This window comes from Rurimicrobium arvi, assembly GCF_039540495.1.
Taxonomy (GTDB): domain Bacteria; phylum Bacteroidota; class Bacteroidia; order Chitinophagales; family Chitinophagaceae; genus Rurimicrobium; species Rurimicrobium arvi.
Genome location: NZ_BAABEZ010000004.1, coordinates 172,787 through 193,684 on the forward strand (window position 1 = coordinate 172,787; position 20,898 = coordinate 193,684).

At 46.8% G+C, this 20,898-nt stretch carries 17 protein-coding genes; 10 read left to right on the forward strand and 7 right to left on the reverse strand.

Translation table 11 applies throughout. From position 1 onward, the window contains the following. Window positions 1-77: 77 nt before the first annotated feature. The 7 genes from ABD846_RS03595 (at window position 78) to ABD846_RS03625 (ending at window position 10,417) form a co-directional block, all read left to right on the forward strand. Window positions 78-3,266 (forward strand): TAT-variant-translocated molybdopterin oxidoreductase, encoded by a 3,189-nt coding sequence (locus ABD846_RS03595; RefSeq protein ID WP_344822749.1) that lies wholly within the window; start codon window positions 78-80, stop codon window positions 3,264-3,266. A gap of 94 nt (window positions 3,267-3,360) precedes the next feature. Beyond that, window positions 3,361-4,791 (forward strand): NrfD/PsrC family molybdoenzyme membrane anchor subunit, encoded by a 1,431-nt coding sequence (nrfD, locus tag ABD846_RS03600; protein WP_344822751.1) that lies wholly within the window; start codon window positions 3,361-3,363, stop codon window positions 4,789-4,791. Window positions 4,792-4,855: 64 nt separating this feature from the next. After that, window positions 4,856-5,428, forward strand: coding sequence for a DUF3341 domain-containing protein (locus tag ABD846_RS03605; protein ID WP_344822752.1), 573 nt, complete (start codon window positions 4,856-4,858; stop codon window positions 5,426-5,428). 59 nt (window positions 5,429-5,487) lie between these two features. Continuing rightward, a complete protein-coding gene (locus ABD846_RS03610) occupies window positions 5,488-6,162 on the forward strand; it encodes a c-type cytochrome (protein WP_344822754.1) in 675 nt (224 codons plus the stop codon). 51 nt (window positions 6,163-6,213) lie between these two features. Then, entirely contained in the window at window positions 6,214-7,434 is a 1,221-nt protein-coding gene (locus ABD846_RS03615; RefSeq protein ID WP_344822755.1) for a quinol:cytochrome C oxidoreductase, read from the forward strand. Between the two features lie 57 nt (window positions 7,435-7,491). Beyond that, the gene (locus ABD846_RS03620; RefSeq protein ID WP_344822757.1) at window positions 7,492-8,526 is read left to right on the forward strand and encodes a cytochrome c oxidase subunit II; all 1,035 of its coding nucleotides are present in this window, start codon (window positions 7,492-7,494) and stop codon (window positions 8,524-8,526) included. Window positions 8,527-8,599: 73 nt separating this feature from the next. Beyond that, window positions 8,600-10,417, forward strand: coding sequence for a cytochrome c oxidase subunit I (locus ABD846_RS03625; RefSeq protein ID WP_344822759.1), 1,818 nt, complete (start codon window positions 8,600-8,602; stop codon window positions 10,415-10,417). A gap of 83 nt (window positions 10,418-10,500) precedes the next feature. Here the strand turns inward: ABD846_RS03625 and ABD846_RS03630 are convergent, their stop codons facing one another. After that, window positions 10,501-11,241 (reverse strand): class I SAM-dependent methyltransferase, encoded by a 741-nt coding sequence (locus tag ABD846_RS03630; protein ID WP_344822760.1) that lies wholly within the window; start codon window positions 11,239-11,241, stop codon window positions 10,501-10,503. 176 nt (window positions 11,242-11,417) lie between these two features. Between ABD846_RS03630 and ABD846_RS03635 the strand changes: the two genes are divergently transcribed. Next, the gene (locus tag ABD846_RS03635; RefSeq protein WP_344822762.1) at window positions 11,418-12,395 is read left to right on the forward strand and encodes an esterase-like activity of phytase family protein; all 978 of its coding nucleotides are present in this window, start codon (window positions 11,418-11,420) and stop codon (window positions 12,393-12,395) included. Between the two features lie 66 nt (window positions 12,396-12,461). On the opposite strand, the gene carB is transcribed toward ABD846_RS03635, so the two are convergent. From carB to ruvC, 5 genes are all read right to left on the reverse strand, one after another. Further along, a complete protein-coding gene (gene carB / locus ABD846_RS03640) occupies window positions 12,462-15,314 on the reverse strand; it encodes a carbamoyl-phosphate synthase large subunit (RefSeq protein ID WP_344822763.1) in 2,853 nt (950 codons plus the stop codon). A gap of 200 nt (window positions 15,315-15,514) precedes the next feature. Next, window positions 15,515-16,018, reverse strand: coding sequence for an OmpA family protein (locus ABD846_RS03645; protein ID WP_344822764.1), 504 nt, complete (start codon window positions 16,016-16,018; stop codon window positions 15,515-15,517). A gap of 22 nt (window positions 16,019-16,040) precedes the next feature. Then, complete coding sequence (locus tag ABD846_RS03650; RefSeq protein WP_344822766.1) at window positions 16,041-16,736, reverse strand: response regulator transcription factor; 696 nt, start codon at window positions 16,734-16,736, stop codon at window positions 16,041-16,043. A 15-nt stretch (window positions 16,737-16,751) separates the two neighbouring features. Then, complete coding sequence (locus tag ABD846_RS03655) at window positions 16,752-18,026, reverse strand: sensor histidine kinase (protein WP_344822768.1); 1,275 nt, start codon at window positions 18,024-18,026, stop codon at window positions 16,752-16,754. 3 nt (window positions 18,027-18,029) lie between these two features. Beyond that, window positions 18,030-18,647, reverse strand: a complete 618-nt coding sequence (gene ruvC, locus ABD846_RS03660) for a crossover junction endodeoxyribonuclease RuvC (RefSeq protein ID WP_344822769.1) — start codon at window positions 18,645-18,647, stop codon at window positions 18,030-18,032. A 171-nt stretch (window positions 18,648-18,818) separates the two neighbouring features. On the opposite strand from ruvC, the gene ABD846_RS03665 reads away from it, so the two are divergent. Further along, a complete protein-coding gene (locus ABD846_RS03665) occupies window positions 18,819-19,619 on the forward strand; it encodes a DUF3108 domain-containing protein (RefSeq protein ID WP_344822771.1) in 801 nt (266 codons plus the stop codon). Window positions 19,620-19,632: 13 nt separating this feature from the next. On the opposite strand, the gene ABD846_RS03670 is transcribed toward ABD846_RS03665, so the two are convergent. Further along, window positions 19,633-19,845, reverse strand: a complete 213-nt coding sequence (locus ABD846_RS03670; protein WP_344822773.1) for a hypothetical protein — start codon at window positions 19,843-19,845, stop codon at window positions 19,633-19,635. A gap of 81 nt (window positions 19,846-19,926) precedes the next feature. Here ABD846_RS03670 and ABD846_RS03675 point away from each other — a divergent pair, with 81 nt between their 5' ends. Then, window positions 19,927-20,895: a KpsF/GutQ family sugar-phosphate isomerase gene (locus ABD846_RS03675; RefSeq protein ID WP_344822774.1), complete on the forward strand. Its 969-nt coding sequence runs from the start codon at window positions 19,927-19,929 to the stop codon at window positions 20,893-20,895. The last annotated feature ends 3 nt before the right edge of the window (window positions 20,896-20,898 follow it).

Genomic DNA, 20,898 nt, shown 5'->3' on the forward strand with positions numbered 1-20,898 from the left:
GCTAACAGTTCAAAGCATTCAAAAATTGTTCAAAAGCGAAGAGTAAAAAATCTTATCCGCTAATTGTAAAAAATAGTATGAGTCAGAAAAAATACTGGAAAGGTTTGGAAGAACTCCACGAAACGCCGGCTTTTCAAGAGTCTAAGGCGAATGAATTCAAGGAGGATTTACCTTTTGATATAAGCGGTGGTCTGCTTCAGGCAGAAACCCCACGTCGTGACTTCCTGAAATTTTTAGGATTCAGCACGGCGGCGGCGGTTGTTGCAGCTTCCTGCGAGATGCCCGTGCGTAAAGTAATTCCTTATGCAATCAAGCCTGAGGATATCCAGCCGGGTGTTGCCAATTATTATGCATCTTCTTTCGTAGACGGCGGCGAATACTGCGCTGTTGTTGTGAAAACACGTGAAGGTCGTCCGATCAAGATAGATGCAAATACTAAATCTACTATCACCGGTTGCGGTACTTCTGCACGTGTGCAGGCTTCTGTACTAAACCTGTACGATAAAGCCCGTCTGCGTCAGCCACACGCTAACGGTAAAGAGGAAACCTTCAGCAACATCGATAAGATGATTATGGAAGGTCTGGCGGCGGCCGCAGGTAAATCAATCTATCTGCTTACCTCCACTATTATCAGCCCTACCACTAAAGAAGTGGTGGCAAAATTCCTGGCAAAATACCCTAATGCGAAGCACGTAACATACGATGCTATCTCTCATTCCGGTATGCTGCAGGCAAACATGGAAAGCTACGGCAAACAAACACTGCCTTCTTACCATTTCGACAAAGCAAAAACAATCGTGAGCCTGGATGCCGATTTCCTCGGTACCTGGTTGTCACCTGTTGAGTTTTCTCAGCAATATGCGAGCAATCGTCGTGTGAACAAAGGAAATCTGAACATGTCCCGTCATTATCAGATTGAACCTACGCATACGGTAAGCGGTGCTTCTGCAGACTACCGCGCTACCTGCCGTCCTTCTGAACTGGGAGCAGTGGCAGCAGCGCTTTACGCTGCAGTAGCCAGCGGAACAGCTCCGTCTTTTGCTAATAAACATCTGAATGAAGTAATTGCAAAAGCAGCAAGCGATCTGAAAACCGGAAACGGACTGGTGGTTTGCGGCAGCAACGACAAAAATATTCAGGTGGTAGTAAACGCCATCAACAGCGCTATCGGTGCTAATGGTGCTACTATCAACTGGGCTGTAACAAGCAATTATAAAGAGGGTATTGATGCAAATATGGTTGCATTGGTAGCCGATATGCAGGCCGGCAACGTTGGTGCATTGCTGATGCACGGTGTAAACCCTGCTTACGATTACTACGAAGCAGACAAATTTACTGCTGCGCTCGCCAACGTTCCTGTATCTGTTTCTTTTGCAGACAGAATGGACGAGACTGCACAAAAAGTGAAGTTCGTTACACCTGATCATAACTGGCTGGAAAGCTGGGGTGATGCAGAGCCTAAGACTGGTTATTTCGGTTTGATCCAGCCTGCAATCGCACCGTTGTTCAAAACACGTGCATTCCAGGATAGTCTGCTGATCTGGGCCGGCGCTGGTCAGACATACCATGATATCTGGAACAACTATTGGTCTGCGAAACTCGGAGGTCAATCAGGAATTGATATTGCTTTGCAGGAAGGTGTTATTGAGCCATCAGCTCCTGCTATGGGTGGTGCATCTTTTGCCGGTAACCTGAGCGCGGCGCTGGCTGGTATCCAGTCTGCCCCTAAAGGGTCTGAGATGGAACTGGTTCTGTATCAGAATGTTGCTATCGGTTACGGTGGGGTATGGAGTAACAACCCCTGGCTGCAGGAGTTACCAGATCCGATCACTAAGGCAACATGGGACAACTACATTTGTATGTCTCCCAAAACTGCCAAGGAGAAATTTGATGCCGAACTGAATTCTATCAGCGAGGTTGAAGCAAATAAGAAACAGGCTAAAATCACCTGGAACGGTAAAGAATTGCTGTTGCCGATTGTAGTGGTACCAGGTATGCACAACGATGTGGTTGCTGTAGCTTTCGGTTATGGCCGCGATAAAGGTGTGGGACGTGCCGCTGCCACAGGGGTGGATAAAAACGGCAAGCCTGTAGGTGGTAAAAACGCTTATCCGTTCGTTCGCTATAATGCTGCGACACAGACATTTGATTATACAAATACCGCTATCAAAATAGCTGCGGACGCTTCCAGCCATCCGATTGCGATCACACAGACGCATCACAGCTATGAAGGTCGTCCGATCATACATGAATTCACATTGGAAGAATTCAGTAAAGATCCCGAAGCTTTGCTGAGAGAACGTTATGCAGAGATCGGCCATTTTTCTGAGAAGCCATGGGAACATCATGAAGCTCCGGCGAAAGGATATGATCCGGACATGGACGCTAAGTTCCGTGATGAAGGTACCTTGTACCCTGATCATACAGAGAAACCCCGTTATGAAGCGATTCACTGGGGTATGTCTATCGATCTGAGCACCTGTACCGGTTGCGCAGCTTGTGTGGTGGCTTGTCAGGCGGAGAATAATATTTCTGTTGTAGGTAAGACACACGTTCTGAAGTCTCAGGAAATGCACTGGCTGCGTATTGACCGTTATTTCAGCGGCGATCCTAACAATCCGGACAGCGTTCAGACGGTATTCCAGCCGATGATGTGTCAGCATTGTGACAACGCTCCTTGTGAAAACGTTTGTCCGGTAAATGCTACCAGCCACAGCAGCGAAGGCCTGAACCAGATGACTTATAACCGTTGTATCGGTACGAAATACTGTGCGAACAACTGTCCTTACAAAGTGCGTCACTTCAACTGGATGGACTGGAACGGTGCAGACTGTTTTGCAGACAACCTGTATGAAGACGACCGTCGCGATGATATGAACGATGATCTTACACGCATGGTGCTGAATCCGGATGTTACTGTCCGCAGCCGTGGTGTGATGGAAAAATGTTCTTTCTGTGTGCAGCGTCAGCAGGAAGGAAAACTTGCCGCGAAGAAAGCGGGCATTCCGCTGAATGATTCTCATGTGTATACAGCTTGTTCTTCAGCATGTGCGAACGGATGTATCACTTTCGGAAACGTAAATGATCCTAACAGTAAGATCGCTCAGCTCAGAAACAACACAGATAAAGAAAGAGTATTCTACGTTCTGGAGCAGATACACGTATTGCCGAACGTAAGCTATATGTCCAAGATCAGAAATACCGAGAAGATCACAGCCGGAACAAACGAAGATCTGATGATCAACAGAAGCAAACTGATCAGCTAGTCTGCGTGTCGTTTATCAGAAAAGGAAAAACAGAATTAGATAATAATTTCAGAAGTGGCACAGAAAAAGCCACAGCTTAAAATAAAAAGCAATTATGCACTTAAAGTACGAATCCATAGTTCGCGAGCCGCTGGTAGATGGTAACAAAACCTACCGCCAGGTAACAGAGGATATTGTAAGTCCGATTGAGAAAAAGCCCGGCAAAATGTGGTATGTCGGTTTCTTCATCTCCCTTATCCTTTTGGGCTTCGGTGTTTTCTCCGTATTCTGGGAGGTTTACTTCGGTATCGGGGTATGGGGTATTAACCGCACTGTAGGATGGGGTTGGGATATCACCAATTTCGTATGGTGGGTAGGTATCGGTCACGCCGGAACCCTCATCTCTGCGATCCTGCTGATCTTCCGCCAGGGCTGGCGTACAGGCGTTAACCGCGCGGCAGAGGCGATGACAATCTTCGCGGTAATGTGTGCGGGTCAGTTCCCGATTTTCCACATGGGCCGTGTATGGGATGCAATGTTTGTATTGCCTTATCCGAATACACGCGGTCCGCTTTGGCCGAACTTCAACTCAGCGCTTCTTTGGGACGTATTCGCGATCTCTACTTATTTCACGGTTTCTTTATTGTTCTGGTATTCAGGTCTGGTGCCTGATTTTGCAACGATCCGCGACCGTGCTAAAACCAAATTCCGCAAACGCGCATATGGTCTCGCATCTTTCGGCTGGACGGGTACTGCAAAAAACTGGCAGCGTTTCGAGTCCCTTTCTCTCGTATTAGCAGGTCTTTCCACTCCACTTGTACTTTCCGTACACACAATCGTATCTTTTGACTTCGCCACTTCTGTAATTCCGGGCTGGCATACCACGATCTTCCCGCCTTACTTCGTTGCGGGTGCGATCTTCTCCGGATTTGCGATGGTGCAAACGCTCCTGATCCTTGTGCGTAAAATTCTCTCTCTGGAAGAATACATCACACTGGGTCACATCGAAGCGATGAACAAGGTAATCGTACTGACCGGATCTATCGTTGGGGTTGCGTACCTTACCGAGCTCTTTATGGCATGGTACAGTCAGGTGGTATACGAACAGGATGCATTCAACTGGCGTATTATCGGTCCTTACTGGTGGAGCTACTGGGCGATGATGACCTGTAACGTGGTTTCTCCTCAGCTGTTCTGGTTCAAAAAGCTGCGCCGCAATATTCCGTTTACGTTCATTATGTCTATTGTGGTGAACATCGGTATGTGGTTCGAACGTTTCGTAATCATCGTTACTTCCCTGTACCGTGATTATCTGCCCGGTAGCTGGACTTATTACAGCCCTACATGGCCTGAGGTTGGTTTTTACCTGGGAACATTCGGATTGTTCTTTACATGCTTCTTCCTGTTCGCAAAATACTTCCCTGTAGTTGCAATCGCGGAAATCAAGTTTGTTCTGAAAACTTCCGGAGATAATTACAAGCGTGAAATGGCTAAAGAAGATGAAAAATCACTGGAGCAATTTGTTCACGAAAACAGTCACCACTAATTAAATAAATAGAAGAACTGAGAACGGATTCGCTCTTCATTCTTTCAAAATAGAATAATATACAATGGCTATTAAGAAATTTGCAGTTGCTTGCTACGATACGGAGGATACACTGTTTCCTGCTGTGGAAAAAGTTCGCCATAGCGGTTACAAACTGCATGATGTGTACACACCATTCCCTGTTCACGGTCTGGACGTAGCGATGGGATTGAAAGAAACGGATCTGCACGTTGCCGGTTTTATATTCGGTCTTACCGGAACCAGCACTGCAGTTGGTTTTATGTCCTGGATTTTTACTTCCGACTGGCCCATCAATTTTGGCGGTAAGCCCCATTGGTCGTTACCGGCATTCATCCCGATCACTTTCGAGTTGACCGTTCTTTTTGCAGCGGTAGGAATGGTGCTCACCTATTGTTACCTGAATCAGATCATGCCGGGTGTTAAGAAGCATGTGTTTCATCCTCGTCAGACAGATGATTACTTTGTAGTAGTTCTGGAACTGAACGAGCATACAAATGAGGCGGAAGCACTGGAATTCCTGAAAGGTACTGGAGCGCTCGAAACGAATGTTCAGGTAGCTGAAGAGGGCTGGTGGTATGGCCGTTGGGATGAGCAGGAAGCATACGAACTGGCATAAGCGCCGGTTGGAAAAAGCAAATTTTGAAAGAAAACAACAGTAAAGATTTAAAAGATATTATGAATAAGACCCGAAGCATATTATTGGCAGGCCTTTTGGCAGGAATGGGTTTGATGTCTTGTAATAGCGGTAATATCCGTCGTAATCCCGGTAAGATCTATGCTCCGGACATGACTTATTCCCGCGCCTACGATGCGTATACAAGCAATCCGAATTTTGCCGACGGACAAACCAGCCGTGTGCCGGTTACCGGTACAGTGGCAGTAGGTCATGATTTGCCCGATCATCTGATCGAAGGTGATACAAGTGCCTACAAAACGTTCAACACTGCTTATCATTTCGATGAGGCTGAACTGAAAGAAGGCGGTCGTTTGTATATGATCTATTGCGGTATCTGCCACGGCGGAGAACTTGACGGTAACGGACCTTTATATGCCAGCGGTAAATTCCCTGCAATGCCGGCTAACTTCAAGGATGCCAAGTACCAGGCAATGCCGGTGGGTACAATGTATGCGGCGATCAAATACGGTAAAAACCTGATGGGTTCTTATGCGAGTCAGCTTGATATTAAACAACGCTGGCAGGTGATCGCTTACATTAAGAAAGTTCAGTCAGAAAACGGGGGTGCCCCGTTCATGATGGGTAAAACTGCTGAGGCTGCCACGGCTGTTGCAACCACTAAGGATTCTGCAAGCGCACAGCCTGCAGCACCTGCGGAAACTGCTCATCACTAATCTGATTTAAGTATAAAGACAAAAATTACCTATTTAATTAAAAAGTAAGAAATGAACGAACGTTTTGAAGTACCGGCCCGCTTACGCAATACCAGTCTGGTGTTGATCGCAGTTGGTGTTTTGGCATTAGTAGCTGCAAGCGTAACCTTGTTGGGTGCCAACTCTACAGATGTGGATCATACCCGCTTCTGGGCTGGTTTGCTGCACAACTCCGTATATTTTGCATTCCTTGCAATTATCAGTGTATTTATTCAGGCTGCATCGTCTCTGGCTCATGGCGGCTGGATTGTTGCCTACCGTCGTGTTCCGGAATCAATCGGTGCAAATGCATGGTTGTTCGGTGGAATCGCCGCGCTGGTAATCATCCTGAATATTCTTTTGTTCAAAGACCATCACGGGCACAACCCTATTTTCCATTGGGTGAATCCTCACGGAGATGCTATTCTCGAAGGAAAATCACCTTTCCTGAATAAAGGAATGGTAATCGGATTTACAATTGTAACGGTTGTTCTCTGGGGCTTTTTCGGACGCAAATTCCGCGCTATGTCTATCGCTCAGGAGTCTGCTCCCAAAAACAGCACGAAAGGATATTTCAAATTCATGTTATGGGCTGCGCTCTTCCTGGTGGTATTCGCACTTACTATGATGAGTACAACTCCGTGGATGTGGATCATGAGCATCGATGCACACTGGTATTCTACCCTGTTCAGCTGGTATGTATTCGCAAGCTCACTTGTGGGCGGTATGTCCATGATCCTGCTGTTTACAGTTTACCTGAAAAATCAGGGTCACCTCTCTATTGTAAATAAAGAGCATATCCACGATCTGGGTAAATTCATGTTCGCTATCTCTGTATTCTGGACTTACCTGTGGTTTGCGCAATACATGCTGATCTGGTATGCGAATATTCCTGAAGAGACAACTTACTTTATTATCCGTCAGCATGGACCTTACAGCATCCTGTTCTACGGTGATTTTATTATCAACTTCGTAATGCCTTTGCTGATTCTGATGTCCCGCCCAAGCAAGCGTAACTACTTTACCGTTTGTGTTATGGCACTGATCATCATCTTCGGTCACTGGCTGGATTTTTACCAAATGATGATGCCTGGTCCTTTGGGTGCAAACTGGGAGATCGGTTGGTATGAACTGGGTCTGCTGGCCGGCTTCGTCGGACTGTTGATCTTCTCTGTTTCTAAAACACTGAGTAAAGCATCTCTGGTTCCGCATAACAACCCATTGTTGAAAGAATCAGTCATCCATATCAGCTAAGAGGCGTTTTATCGCAGGAAATAAAATAATACTTGTAAACATTAGTGATTTAATAAAATGTCGATATTTATAACAGTAGCAATTATTTTTCTGGTGCTTATGATTGTGTACCAGATCGCGCAGGCAAGTGAATATGCAGCTTCATTGCGTAGTTCGGAGTCTGAGCGTCAGAAAAAGACAAACGTGGTAATGGCGTCTTTGCTTGTTGCGTTTTTCCTTTGCGGACTTTACGGAATCTGGTATTGCCATACCAATCTGAAAGATTTGTTGCTGCCGATCTCAGCATCCAAGCAAGGTGAGTCTTATGATATGATGTTTGTGGTGACTCTTGCTGTTACCGGTATTGTATTCCTGATAACGCATACACTGCTGTTCTGGTTTGCATTTAAATACAAATCAACAGAGAGCCATAAATCTTCGTACTTCCTGGCGCACAACAATAAGCTGGAGTTGATCTGGACCACTGTACCGGCTATCGTGATGGCCGTTCTGGTTGTGATCGGCTTGCGCAACTGGGGCGTTATGACAGGCGCTGCTCCTGCGGAGTCTGAAGTAGTGGAAATCGTCGGTAAGCAGTTCAACTGGATCGTTCGCTATTCAGGTAAAGACAAAGTGTTTGGTAAACGTGATTACCGTAACATCAATGATGCAACCAACGTACTGGGTATGGATGACAAGGATCCTGCAAGTGCAGATGATATCGTCGCTCAGAACGGGGAAATGCATCTGGTTGTGGGTAAGCCGGTTAAATTGATCATCGGCTCCCGTGATGTGATTCACGATGTGGGTTTGCCGCATTTCCGTATGAAAATGGATGCGGTACCGGGTATCACCACTACAATGTGGTTCACTCCTACAGTAACCACTGCTGAGATGAAGAAGATCACCAAGAATCCGAATTTCGTTTATGAAATTTCCTGTGATCAGATGTGTGGTAAAGGGCACTATTCCATGCGCGGAACGATCATCGTAGAAACGCAGGAGGAATACAACAAATGGTTTGCGGCTCAGGCTCCTTACTTTGCGCCTCAAAATGCAGCTCCTGCAACTGACACAACTAAAAAGGCAGAGGCTACAGTAGCTGTTAAATAATCAATCGTAACCGAAGCAAATTAATTTTTACATCTTTCGAAGATGTTCGCATACAAATAAGATTTTTAAAAAAATGAGCAACGAAGCATTAGTACACGACGCGCATACAGCACACGCACATGATGAACACCACGGTCATGCGCACGAGCATCATGAGCAGCACTTTATTACTAAATATATCTTCAGTCAGGATCATAAGGTTATTGCCAAGCAATTCCTGATCACAGGTATCATCTGGGCTATTATCGGTGCATTGATGTCTGTTTTCTTCCGTTTACAGCTCGGTTTCCCGGACAAGACTTTCCCGATTATGGAGAAATTCCTGGGCGAGTGGGCTAAAGGTGGAAAACTGAGTCCTGAATTCTATTATGCGTTGGTAACAATGCATGGTACAATCCTTGTATTCTTCGTATTGACAGCTGGTCTGAGCGGTACTTTCTCGAACCTGCTTATTCCACTGCAGGTAGGTGCGCGTGATATGGCATCTCCGTTTATGAACATGCTTTCTTACTGGTTTTTCTTCGTTGCCGGTATCATCATGTTTATTTCCCTGTTCATTCAGACTGGTCCTGCATCAGGAGGCTGGACAACTTATCCTCCGCTGAGTGCACTTAAAGAGGCTTCTTTGGGTTCGGGTCTCGGTATGGATCTCTGGCTGGTGAGCATGGTGTTGTTCGTGGTGTCTTCCCTGCTGGGTAGTCTGAACTATGTTTCCACTATTCTGAACATGCGTACGAAAGGTATGTCGCTTACGCGTATGCCTTTGACTATGTGGGCGCTGTTCTTCACCGCCGTATTGGGTATCCTTTCATTCCCTGTACTGGTATCAGGTTTCGTACTGCTGATCTTCGATCGCGGCTTCGGTACTTCTTTCTATCTTTCTGAAATCTTTATCGGTGGTAAAGCGCTGCCGAATGTTGGTGGTTCTGCTATCCTGTATCAGCACTTGTTCTGGTTCCTGGGTCACCCTGAAGTATACATCATCATGTTGCCGGGAATGGGAATGGCTTCCGAAATCCTGTCGACACACAGCCGCAAGCCGATCTTCGGTTATTTTGCGATGATCATTTCTATGGTAGGGATTACGCTCCTCGCGTTCCTCGTATGGGCGCACCATATGTTCGTGACCGGTATGAGCCCTTTCCTCGGATCTATCTTCGTACTGTTGACATTGCTGATCGCGGTTCCTTCCGCTGTAAAAGTGTTCAACTGGCTGACCACCATCTGGCGCGGTAATATCCGCTTTACTCCTCCGATGATGTTTGCGCTCGGATTCGTATCCCTGTTCATTTCCGGTGGTCTTACGGGTATCTTCCTGGGTAACTCTGCTCTGGATATTCACCTGCACGACACTTACTTTGTAATTGCCCACTTCCATATTGTAATGGGTGTGTCTGCATTCTTCGGTATGTTTGCCGGTATCTACCACTGGTATCCGAAAATGTTCGGACGCTTCATGAACAGACCTCTGGCATACATCCACTTCTTTATTACATTCATCGGTGCTTACCTGATCTTCTGGCCAATGCACTACGAAGGTATCGCCGGTATGCCTCGCCGTTATTACGATTACAGCGCATGGGAGTCTTTCAAAAACTTCGGTACCCTGAACTCTTTCATCAGTGTTGTGGTAATCGTTGTATTCTTCGGTCAATTACTGTTCGTGTACAACTTCTTCGCCAGCATCTGGAAAGGCCGTAAAGTAACTACTCAGAACCCATGGAATGCGACCACACTCGAATGGACGACTCCGATCAATCCGGGTCATGGTAACTGGGAAGGTGATATTCCTGAAGTGCATCGCTGGGCTTACGACTACCGTGAAGATGGTAACGGTAACGACTTCATCCCGCAAACCACGCCGCTGCGTCCGGGAGAAGAAGAGCACTAGAATCTTCCTGAATGATATTTTAAACAAACGCCCTGCCTGAAGCGGGGCGTTTGTTATTAATCAGGTTCATGTTTGAGATTCAATTACCGTATTGCGAAGCCGGCGCGGACAAATACCGGGAATTCAAAGTCGTACAAAACCTCCGGATCAACTGCCGATGCCATCTGCCTGATGGACGCCAAAGGATCTTTTTCGTAGCGCTCTTTATAGTGATTTACCGCAGACCAGGTTTCCAGATAGGCACATAAACGGTTTGCCGTCCATTGTTCCGCAATAGCGAAGTGAGGACAGCTGATTTCCCGGAAGGGAAAGGGAATTGTCTTATATGCATCATCTATATACTTACGTTCAGGATCCCAGCAATTCCCCAATAAATCGTAATACAAATGCCGGATAGCGCCGTTAAATTGCTCATCCTTACATCCGATTAATCCGTAACCTGTTGCAGCGAGCAATCCTTTCGGTTTCAGGTGTTCATATACGCGTGCATAGAACGAGGGAAAGTCGAACCAATGTATTGCCTGTGCACTGATAATGAGATCGAAGTTCTCCTGCTCTGAAAACACTGCTTCTGCGGCTTGTTTGCGGTATTGTATATTGGGTAAACGGCTTGCCTCAGCAAGTTGCTTATCGCTTATATCGGTTGCCAGCACGGTTGTAAAATGGCGGGCCAGTTTCGCCGCGATCTGTCCGTTCCCCGTTCCCACATCCCATGCCGATTCGTGATTTTCAAGCTGCGCATAAATAAAGCGGAACAGTTCATCCGGATAATGAGGCCGGAACTGTGCATACAGAGCAGCATTTGTAGAGAATAGATCTTTCATAGCCTGGTGTTGACCGAATTTACGGAAAGTATCCGACACTGCTGAAATGCTCCTTTCGTCGCTCAGGTAGTCCTATTCCCACAACCTCTAACCGCCTATAGGGAGTAATACAGGTTTAATACAGGTGTCACAGACCGGTAATGTGCTGCGGGTATTTTTGGCACAAATCGTTATAAATGAAAAAGCCTGCTTACGCGCTTACTACAGCGTTATCCGCACTGATGCTTTGCGCATCCTGCTCTAAAAAAGAGAGTGCGATTATTGTACCACAGCCCTCGGGCACTTCCACACAAAAGATATCAGGAGCTACTGTGCTCGGCGCTCCCGTTGCCGAAGCGAAAGTGTATAAGCTGATGCCTGGTTACAACAGTTCCGACAACTTTGAAGCAAGCGGTGTTTATTACCTGAATGGTTATTTCTATGTTGTATGCGACAACCGGTACAAAATTGCAAAGATCAAAAGCACTTTGCCGGTCAACAGTTCCGACAACACCATGCTCAGCTCCGGTTCGGGTGACTCCGGATTTGAAGCTATTACCTACGACAGCTGGAATACTCCTAACTTCTTTGTTGCCGAGGAAGCGGTAAGTCATAATGGCTCCTACCAGCCGAGAATACGTGAATATGATGCAGATATGAATTATCAGAGCAGTCTCTGGGCTGAATATTATTTCACATCTGCCAACAGCAATAAAGGTTTTGAGGGCATTGCCTGGCTCAACAGGGGAGGAGATGATTATATCTTAGGTCTGGTGGAAGGCACCGGCAAAATTCCGGTATTGAAAAAGACCAGCACGAAATGGGAATTCGTTACGGAGATAACCCTGCCTGCTTCCGTTACCTTCAGTGATTATTCCGACATCACGCTCTATGGTAACAAGATAGCGATCACGTCTCAGGAAGATGGTCAGTTCTGGGTTGGTACATTGAGCACCAGTTCCTGGTCGATTACCGGTGGTACGGCTTATGAATTGCCTAAAGGAAGCAGTTCGGGGGTAGTGGGCGCCGGTACTAATTTCCTGTATGCGAATATTGAAGGAATCTCCTTTATCAGCGATACACAGGTAGTACTTGTTTCTGACAAAGCGAAATCAGACCAGCCTTCGTACCAAACCTATAAAGACCAATCTGTGCATATTTTTAACCTGCAGTAATTTTTTCACTACCAAAAGAAAACGCCCGCATGTAATTCATGCGGGCGTTTTTATTGAAACTAAACTTTACTTACTCAGGTGCATACTGCGCTCCTTATACAGGTTGCGGAACCATGGGTCGCGCAGGTTTTTGATAAAGCGGATCGCTTCACCGGTGCTCTTCATTTCCGGTCCGAGTTCCTTATTCACATTCGGGAATTTATTGAAGGAGAATACCGGCTCTTTTACCGCAAAACCTTCCAGATTCTTTTCTATTTTGAAGTCTTTCAGTTTTGCACCGAGCATCACCCTCGTCGCGATATTCAGGTAAGGAACTCCGTAGGCTTTTGCGATGAATGGTGTGGTACGGCTCGCGCGCGGATTTGCTTCGATCACATACACCTTGCCATCTTTGATCGCATACTGGATATTGATCAGACCGCGGATATTCAGGCTTCTGGCAATTTTTTTCGCAATTTCAGACATTTCTTCGACTACCATCGGAGGAAGGTTGAATACCGGCAGTACAGAGTGACTGTCCCCGCTGTGAATTCCTGCCGGTTCTATATGCTCCATGATGCCCATGATGTGCACATCCTCTCCGTCGCAGATCGCATCAATTTCGGCTTCCTGGCAGCGATCCAGGAAATGGTCGATCAGGATCTTATTGCCGGGCAGATGTTTCAGCAGACTTACCACACTTTTTTCCAGTTCGTCGTCATTGATCACGATCCGCATACGTTGGCCTCCCAGTACATAAGATGGGCGCACCAGCACCGGATAACCTACCTGGTTGGCCACTTCGATCGCATCGTCGGTGGTATAGGCGGTTCCGTACTGCGGATAAGGAATATTCAGGTCGCGCAGCAGGTCAGAGAATCGTCCGCGGTCCTCTGCGATATCCATATTGTCGAAAGAGGTACCGATGATTCTGATACCTTTTTCTTCCAGTTTCTTCGCAAGCTTGAGCGCAGTTTGTCCGCCCAGCTGCACAATCACACCTTCCGGTTGTTCATGCTCAATGATTTCCCAGAGATGTTCCCAGTACACCGGCTCGAAGTAAAGCTTATCGGCGATATCGAAGTCTGTTGATACAGTTTCCGGGTTACAGTTTACCATGATGGATTCGTAGCCGGCTTCTTTGATAGCCATCAATCCGTGTGTACAGCAGTAGTCGAATTCAATCCCCTGTCCGATGCGGTTAGGGCCGCTGCCGAGCACGATGATTTTTTTCTTGTCACCGCCGGTCACGCTTTCATTCTGCGTCAGTCCGCCTGAAAGTGCCGTTTCCGCAGGGGTTTCAAAAGAGCTGTAGAAATAAGGGGTTTTTGCTTCAAATTCGGCGCTGCAGGTGTCTACCATTTTGTAGACACGGCGGATGCCCAGCTCTTTACGACGCTCGTACACCGCTTCAGCATCGCTGTCTTTCATGAGACCGGCTATCTGTTCATCACTGAAACCCATACGCTTTGCCTGCCAGAGATCATCAGCCGGTATTTTATCGAGGCTTTTGTATTCTTTAAGTTTATTTTCGAAGTTTACGATATCCTGTATCTGGTAGAGGAACCACCTGTCGATCTGCGTAAGCTCGCGGATGGTTTTGATGGAAACTCCTGCTGCAATGGCCTCGCGGATACGGAAGATACGGTCCCATGTAGGTCGTTTCAGGTATTCGATCAGCTCTTCCGGTCTTTTCTGGCTGCTGCTGATAGAGGTAAGTCCGGTTGCATTATTTTCCAGGCTTTGACAGGCTTTCTGTAATGCTTCGGTGAAGGTGCGTCCGATGGCCATTACTTCGCCCACAGATTTCATCTGTAGTCCCAGTGTATCGTCTGCTCCTTTAAATTTATCGAAGTTCCAGCGTGGGATCTTCACAATCACATAGTCCAGTGCCGGCTCAAAGTAAGCGGAGGTTGTTTGTGTGATCTGGTTTTTGAGTTCGTCGAGATTATAGCCGATTGCGAGTTTGGCCGCAATTTTCGCGATCGGGTAACCCGTAGCTTTGGAAGCGAGCGCCGAAGAGCGGCTTACGCGGGGGTTGATCTCGATCGCAATGATTTCTTCTGTTTCCGGGTTCAGGGCAAACTGAACATTACAGCCTCCGGCAAAGTTGCCGAGATCGCGCATCATATCGATTGCCGTATTGCGCATCAGCTGGAAAGCCGTGTCGCTGAGGGTCATCGCCGGAGCCACCGTGATACTGTCGCCGGTATGGATGCCCATCGGGTCGAAGTTTTCGACGGTACAGATGATCACCACATTATCAGCGGAGTCGCGCAGGAGCTCCAATTCGAACTCTTTCCATCCCAGTACGGCCTTTTCTACCAGTACTTCATGAATCGGAGAAGCTTTCAAACCCGCTTCCAGTGCCGCTTCCAGCTCATCTTTATGCTTTACGAATCCGCCTCCGGTTCCTCCGAGAGTGAAGGACGGACGGATCACGAGCGGAATTCCGATTTCCTGAGCAAACTCTTTTCCTTCCAGCATTGAGTTGGCTACCCTGGCCGGTGCAACCTGGATTCCCATTTCAATCATCCAGTTGCGGAACAGATCACGGTCTTCTGCCTTGTCGATCGCTTTGATATCCACACCGATCAGGCGCACATTGTATTTTTCCCAAAGTCCCAGCTCATCTGCTTCTTTACAGAGGTTCAGCGCCGTTTGTCCACCCATGGTTGGCAATACGGCATCGATCTGGTTTTCTTCCAGGATTTTTTCAATACTTTCTGCGTTGAGCGGCAGCAGATACACTTTATCAGCAACGATAGGATCTGTCATAATCGTCGCCGGATTGGAGTTGATCAGTATCGTTTTGATACCTTCTTCACGCAAACTGCGTGCGGCCTGGGATCCTGAATAGTCGAATTCGCAGGCTTGTCCGATAATAATTGGCCCGGAGCCGATAATGAGAACGGTTTTGATGGAATTGTCGCGCGGCATATATATAAGGAGTAAAAATCTGTGTCGACGCGCTGAGCAGACTGTACTGCGATGTGCAGATACAAAAATCGGGCTCAACGCCCGAGGTGCAAAAGTAAGCGATTTTTAGTGAACCACGATCCAAAAATTTTCAAAAACAGAAAGCCGCAATCCGATTGCAGGATCGCGGCTTTTAAAGATCAGTTTATTACCGTCTGAAACTATTTTTTAGCTTCATACAGGATAATAAACTCCACCCGGCGGTTCTTCGCTCTTCCTTCTTCGGTAGCATTATCCGCCACAGGATGCCTTTTACCCATTCCCCAGGTACTGATCCGCACAGGATCCACGGCATTCCTGATCAGCGCACTCTTAGCCGTATCTGCTCTTTGCGCAGACAGGCGCTCATTATAGCTGTCATCTCCTATATTGTCGGTATAGCCGGAAATCAGCACGGCTGTTTTATCAAATTTATTGATCGCTTTTGCAAAGCGATGCAGCGACGGTTGCAACTCTGCTTTGATAATGGCGCTGTCGAAGCCGAACATAATGTTCGATGGAAATATCACGCGTACGGAATCACTCAGGCTGCTTACTTCCGCATTGTCCAGCGCTTTCTTTATCGCATGAAATGTATGGCGCATGTATGCTTTCTTCTGTTGTTCCGCTGTGCGGCAGGACATAATCAGCAAACCGCCGAAAAGTAATGAGTAAAATAACTTCATATGGGTAAAGATGATTTGGATACTAGCTAACTATCATTTTAAAACCAACACCGTGAATCGTCTGAATCTCAATCCCTGGTTGGCCTTTAATGTATTTTCTGAGTTTGGTGATAAATACATCCATACTGCGTCCGAGGAAATAGTCATCTTTTCCCCAGATTTTAGTCAGGATATCTTCACGTTTCAGGACGGTGTTCTTGTTCTGATAAAAATACCGGAACAATTCCGCCTCTCTTTGTGTCAACTGGATCGTTTCATGTTCATTTTTCAATTGAAGATTTCTGAAATCGAAGAACAGATTGCCTATCGGAACGGGTTCTTCCATAGGCTCAGATTTTTTCTGTGTGCGTTTCAGAAATACCTCCATACGGAGCAGTAACTCCTGTATATTGAATGGTTTGGTTATGTAGTCATCAATTCCTTTCTGGAATCCTGCTATTTTAGATTCATCACTTCCCAACGCTGTCAGCATGAGGATGGGGACGGTCTCATTTTTTTTCCTGATCTGTGCCGCAAGCGCCAGTCCGTCTTTTTTGGGTAACATCACATCCAGCAGACAGATGTCGAAGTTATTCCGCATAAACTGCTGCCAACCTGTTTCACCGTCGACACAATATACTACCTCGTAGCCACGGTCTTCCAGGTTATCCTTAACGATAAAGGCGATAGACGCGTCGTCTTCTACTAACAGCACTTTGGCTTTGCTGGATGGTGTCATCGGCGGGGACGTGTTTTAAGCGTGATTAAGCGGGAATGTCAGGGTAAATATAGCGCCTTTTGACCACTCACTTGTAAACGAAACGTTACCATGATGTATGCGGGCTATACTCATCACGTAATTTAATCCCAAACCGAAACCCTTCACATTGTGTACGTTACCTGTTGGAATCCGGTAGAATTTCTTAAACAGATGGCGGTGGTATTTTTTTTCGATCCCGATACCATTGTCCTGTACACTTACAAGTATTTTTCGTTTCTCCGCTTTCAGGCTGATGACGATCTCGGGCGCAGATTCACAGTATTTGATCGCATTGTCCACCAGGTTACGCAGCATATTGGTAAGGTGCAGCAAATCCCCGTAAAATCGTACGGGTTGCTCCGGCATTACAAGATCGATTTTTCCGCCCCTTGCTTCCACCATGTTTTCGAAGCTGTCCCGCACCTTTACGATGATTTCCTGCCATATCACGGTTTCTTTATGCAACAGCATCCTTCCTTTCTCGGATTGTGCCATTTGCAGTACCCTTTCCACCTGTGCGCTCAACTGCGTGCTTTCCTTCAGAATGATGTCGGCATAGCTTTTTAATCGTTGTGGTTTTTCGATGATGTGCTCATCCTGTAAAACCGAAGCACTCATCTGTATGGAAGCGAGTGGTGTTTTCAATTCGTGGGTCATATTGTTCACGAAATTTTTCTGAACATCGCTGAGCCGCTTCTGGCGCAGGATGATAAACAGCAGGTAGCCCAGGAACGCAATAACCGCTATAAGCACGACGGAACTGATAAACCAGATACTCATCTGGGAAGTAAGTAATTGCTGACGATGCGGGAAATAGACACCAAAATAATAATTCTCCCTTTTAATATTCGGAAAATCGACTTGCGTATAAGGTTTCCTGTCGCCGCCCGACATATGTACCCAGCCTTTATAGTTCACCTTTTCGCTCATACAGTCGTAAAGACCGAACTGAAAATCCGTGATGATGTTTTGCTGGGCAAATGCGGTTTCCAGGAAATGCCTTAGGATGTCCTGCTCCACGAAGACGTTTATCTGCACCACGTAATAATCGTTGGTTATTTTTTCGACAGGGCTGTAATTGGGCATCTGTACCTCTTTCAGTTGCATCACGTTCTGTGCAACGTTTGCCAGTGCCTTATTCACGTTAAAGTTGAATTCTGTCTCCTGCAGATTGTATGCCCGCCTCACCCAATAGGTTTGCGTGATAATGATTCCCACCGATACGAGCAGGGCCAGGATCATGATCAGGCGGATGGATGCGTTTTTCATAACTTACTTCTTTGAAATGATGCGGTCCTGGTTTTCTGCAAGGAAAGAGGCCCAGTTCTTGGCACCTCCCGCAGTTTTCTTTTTGGGCAAAACGGCCGTATCACGCGGCTGGATAAGCTCCTGACGACGCTGATAGTGATGACATAAAGCCACAGCAAGCGCATCCGTGGCGTCCATAAATTCAGGTCGTTCCTCAAAATCAAGGATACGTTGCAACATGCCCCACACCTGTTCTTTTGTAGCACCGCCCTTGCCCGTAATGGATTGCTTTATTTTTCGCGGCGCATATTCCGTGGCTTCAAGGCTATGCATCATCGCCGCGGCAATTGCCACCCCCTGCGCACGCCCTAGTTTCAGCATACTCTGAATATTCTTTCCAAAGAAAGGCGCTTCAATAGCCACGGCTACAGGTCGGTGTGTCCGGATCAGCATTTCCATTTTCTGAAAGATCAGTGAAAGGCGCTCCGGGTGGTTTTTATACTTAGATAATTGTAATACACCCATCTCTACAAGAGAAGTGCGGTTACCCTCCACAGCGATCAGCCCGTATCCCATTACCAGTGTTCCGGGGTCGATACCCAGGATGATTTCAGGCGCATTTTGCAATATCTTCTTTGCCACAGGTACAAAAGTATCTAAAAATGTCGGGGTATTGCGGAGCCACCTTCCGGGGTTTGTTCAGTATTCTTTAACCTAACGGCCGCCGGGTTAACGGAAGTAATTTGTTTTTTTGCAATGGGAGATCAAACCTCTGGGTTCCAGATCGGTCTCAGCATATAAATTGTACCAGGCATGAATCGGATACTGCATACTTTACTCGTGGCAACAATGGTATTATGGTCGGCGGAGGCTCAGGCCCAGGACGACTTCTGCCATATCAGTAATTACAGTTTCCGCGAAGGGGAGCGTTTGCTTTTCAAAGTCTATTATAACATGTCTCCGTTCTGGATCCATGCCGGCGATGCGGAATTTACCATCGGCAGCGCCACTATCAGCGATGAAAAGGTATACCATATCGCAGGTACGGGAAAAACACTCAGCAGTTACGACTGGTTCTTTAAGGTGCGGGATAAATACGAAACGTTTCTGGACAGGGAAACATTGCTGCCTAAACGCTTTGTGCGTAATGTGGACGAAGGCGGTGTGAAATTCACCAACTATGTCAATTTCAACCATAATGCCGGGAAAGCCACATCAACGAATGGTACTTACAATATACCGAAATGCACCCAGGATGTTCTGTCGGCTATCTATTTTGCGCGCAATATCGACTATGCACGATACAAGCCCGGAGCTAAGATTCCGTTCTCCATGTTCCTCGATGATCAGGTCTACGATCTGTATATCCGCTATCTGGGGAAAGAAAAGATCGAAACTAAATATGGTACGTTCAATGCAATTAAAATAGCACCATTACTGATCAAAGGAACCATTTTTAAAGGAGGGGAAAAGATGACGGTTTGGGTGACGGACGATGCCAACCATATACCTGTCCGTATATCCAGCCCTATTATCGTCGGTTCAATCAAAGTCGATATGATGGAGTTTAATAATCTGAAATACCCGCTTTCAGCGCTGGTAAAGCGCAAATAGCTTTATTGCGGTATTACCGGGACTGTTCAGCGGGAACGCGCCTGGGAACAGGAGCGCTTGTATCAAAAGGCATTTTCGACTTTCTTTCCACAGATTTCATCTCAATCGTACTATCGTCGTTGTACACCTTGTTATCTTCATAAGTAAGCGGGCGGCTGCTGTGACACGCAACAGCCAGCAACAGGGCAACTACAATAAAAGGGTATAAAGTCTGACGTACATTCATCTGTAAACGGATAAGTCTGATCCCCTAAAATACCACTTTTTCTTTGCTTTTTGATATAAGTCCCGGCCCTAACTTCGCGATATGTTTTCAAAAGATCAGGTAATCCGGCATGCCCTCGAGTCTATAGAATTACAGGCAGTTTCGGTTGCCGCGTTGGCTGCCTTTGCTAATGATGCTTTCGCCGAAGCAGTTCATACGATTCACCATTCAAAAGGTCGACTGGTTATTTCAGGTATCGGAAAGAGCGCCATCATTGCTCAGAAGATTGTGGCAACAATGAATTCCACGGGTACTCCGGCATTGTATATGCACGCTGCCGATGCTATTCACGGAGATCTGGGAATGGTGCAGGAAGACGATGTGGTTATGATCATCAGTAAAAGCGGTGAAAGTGCCGAGATTAAATTTCTGGTTCCGGTGATCCGGAATTTCGGTAATCCGGTAATTGCACTATGCGGTAACGAACACGGCTACCTTGCCCGGGAGGCCGATATCTGGATCAACTGCACGGTGGAAAAAGAAGCATGTCCCAATAACCTTGCTCCCACCACCAGCACCACTGCGCAGATGGTAATGGGAGATGCACTCGCGGTATGCCTGCTACGCTTGAAAGGATTTTCCGGAAAGGATTTCGCACGTTATCATCCCGGCGGCGCGCTTGGTAAAAAATTATACTTAAGGGTAAAGGATCTGATCCGGATGAATGAGGTTCCGGTCGTTCGCCCCGGAAGCACCATCCGTGAGGTGATCATGGAGATATCGGGCAAACGCCTCGGAGCAACTGCGGTACTGAATGAGAAAGACGATTTGCTGGGAATTATCACCGATGGCGACATACGCCGTATGCTGCAGCGATACGCAGATGTAGATCCGCTCAAAGCTGCGGACATCCTTTCATCAGATCCCAAAACAATTGACGAAGACGAACTCGCCGTCCAGGCCCTGGAGCTGATGCGGCAACACGATATAACACAATTACCCGCAACGCGCGAGGGCAGATATGTCGGGATGTTGCATCTGCACGACCTCGTTCGTGAGGGAATCATTTAATAC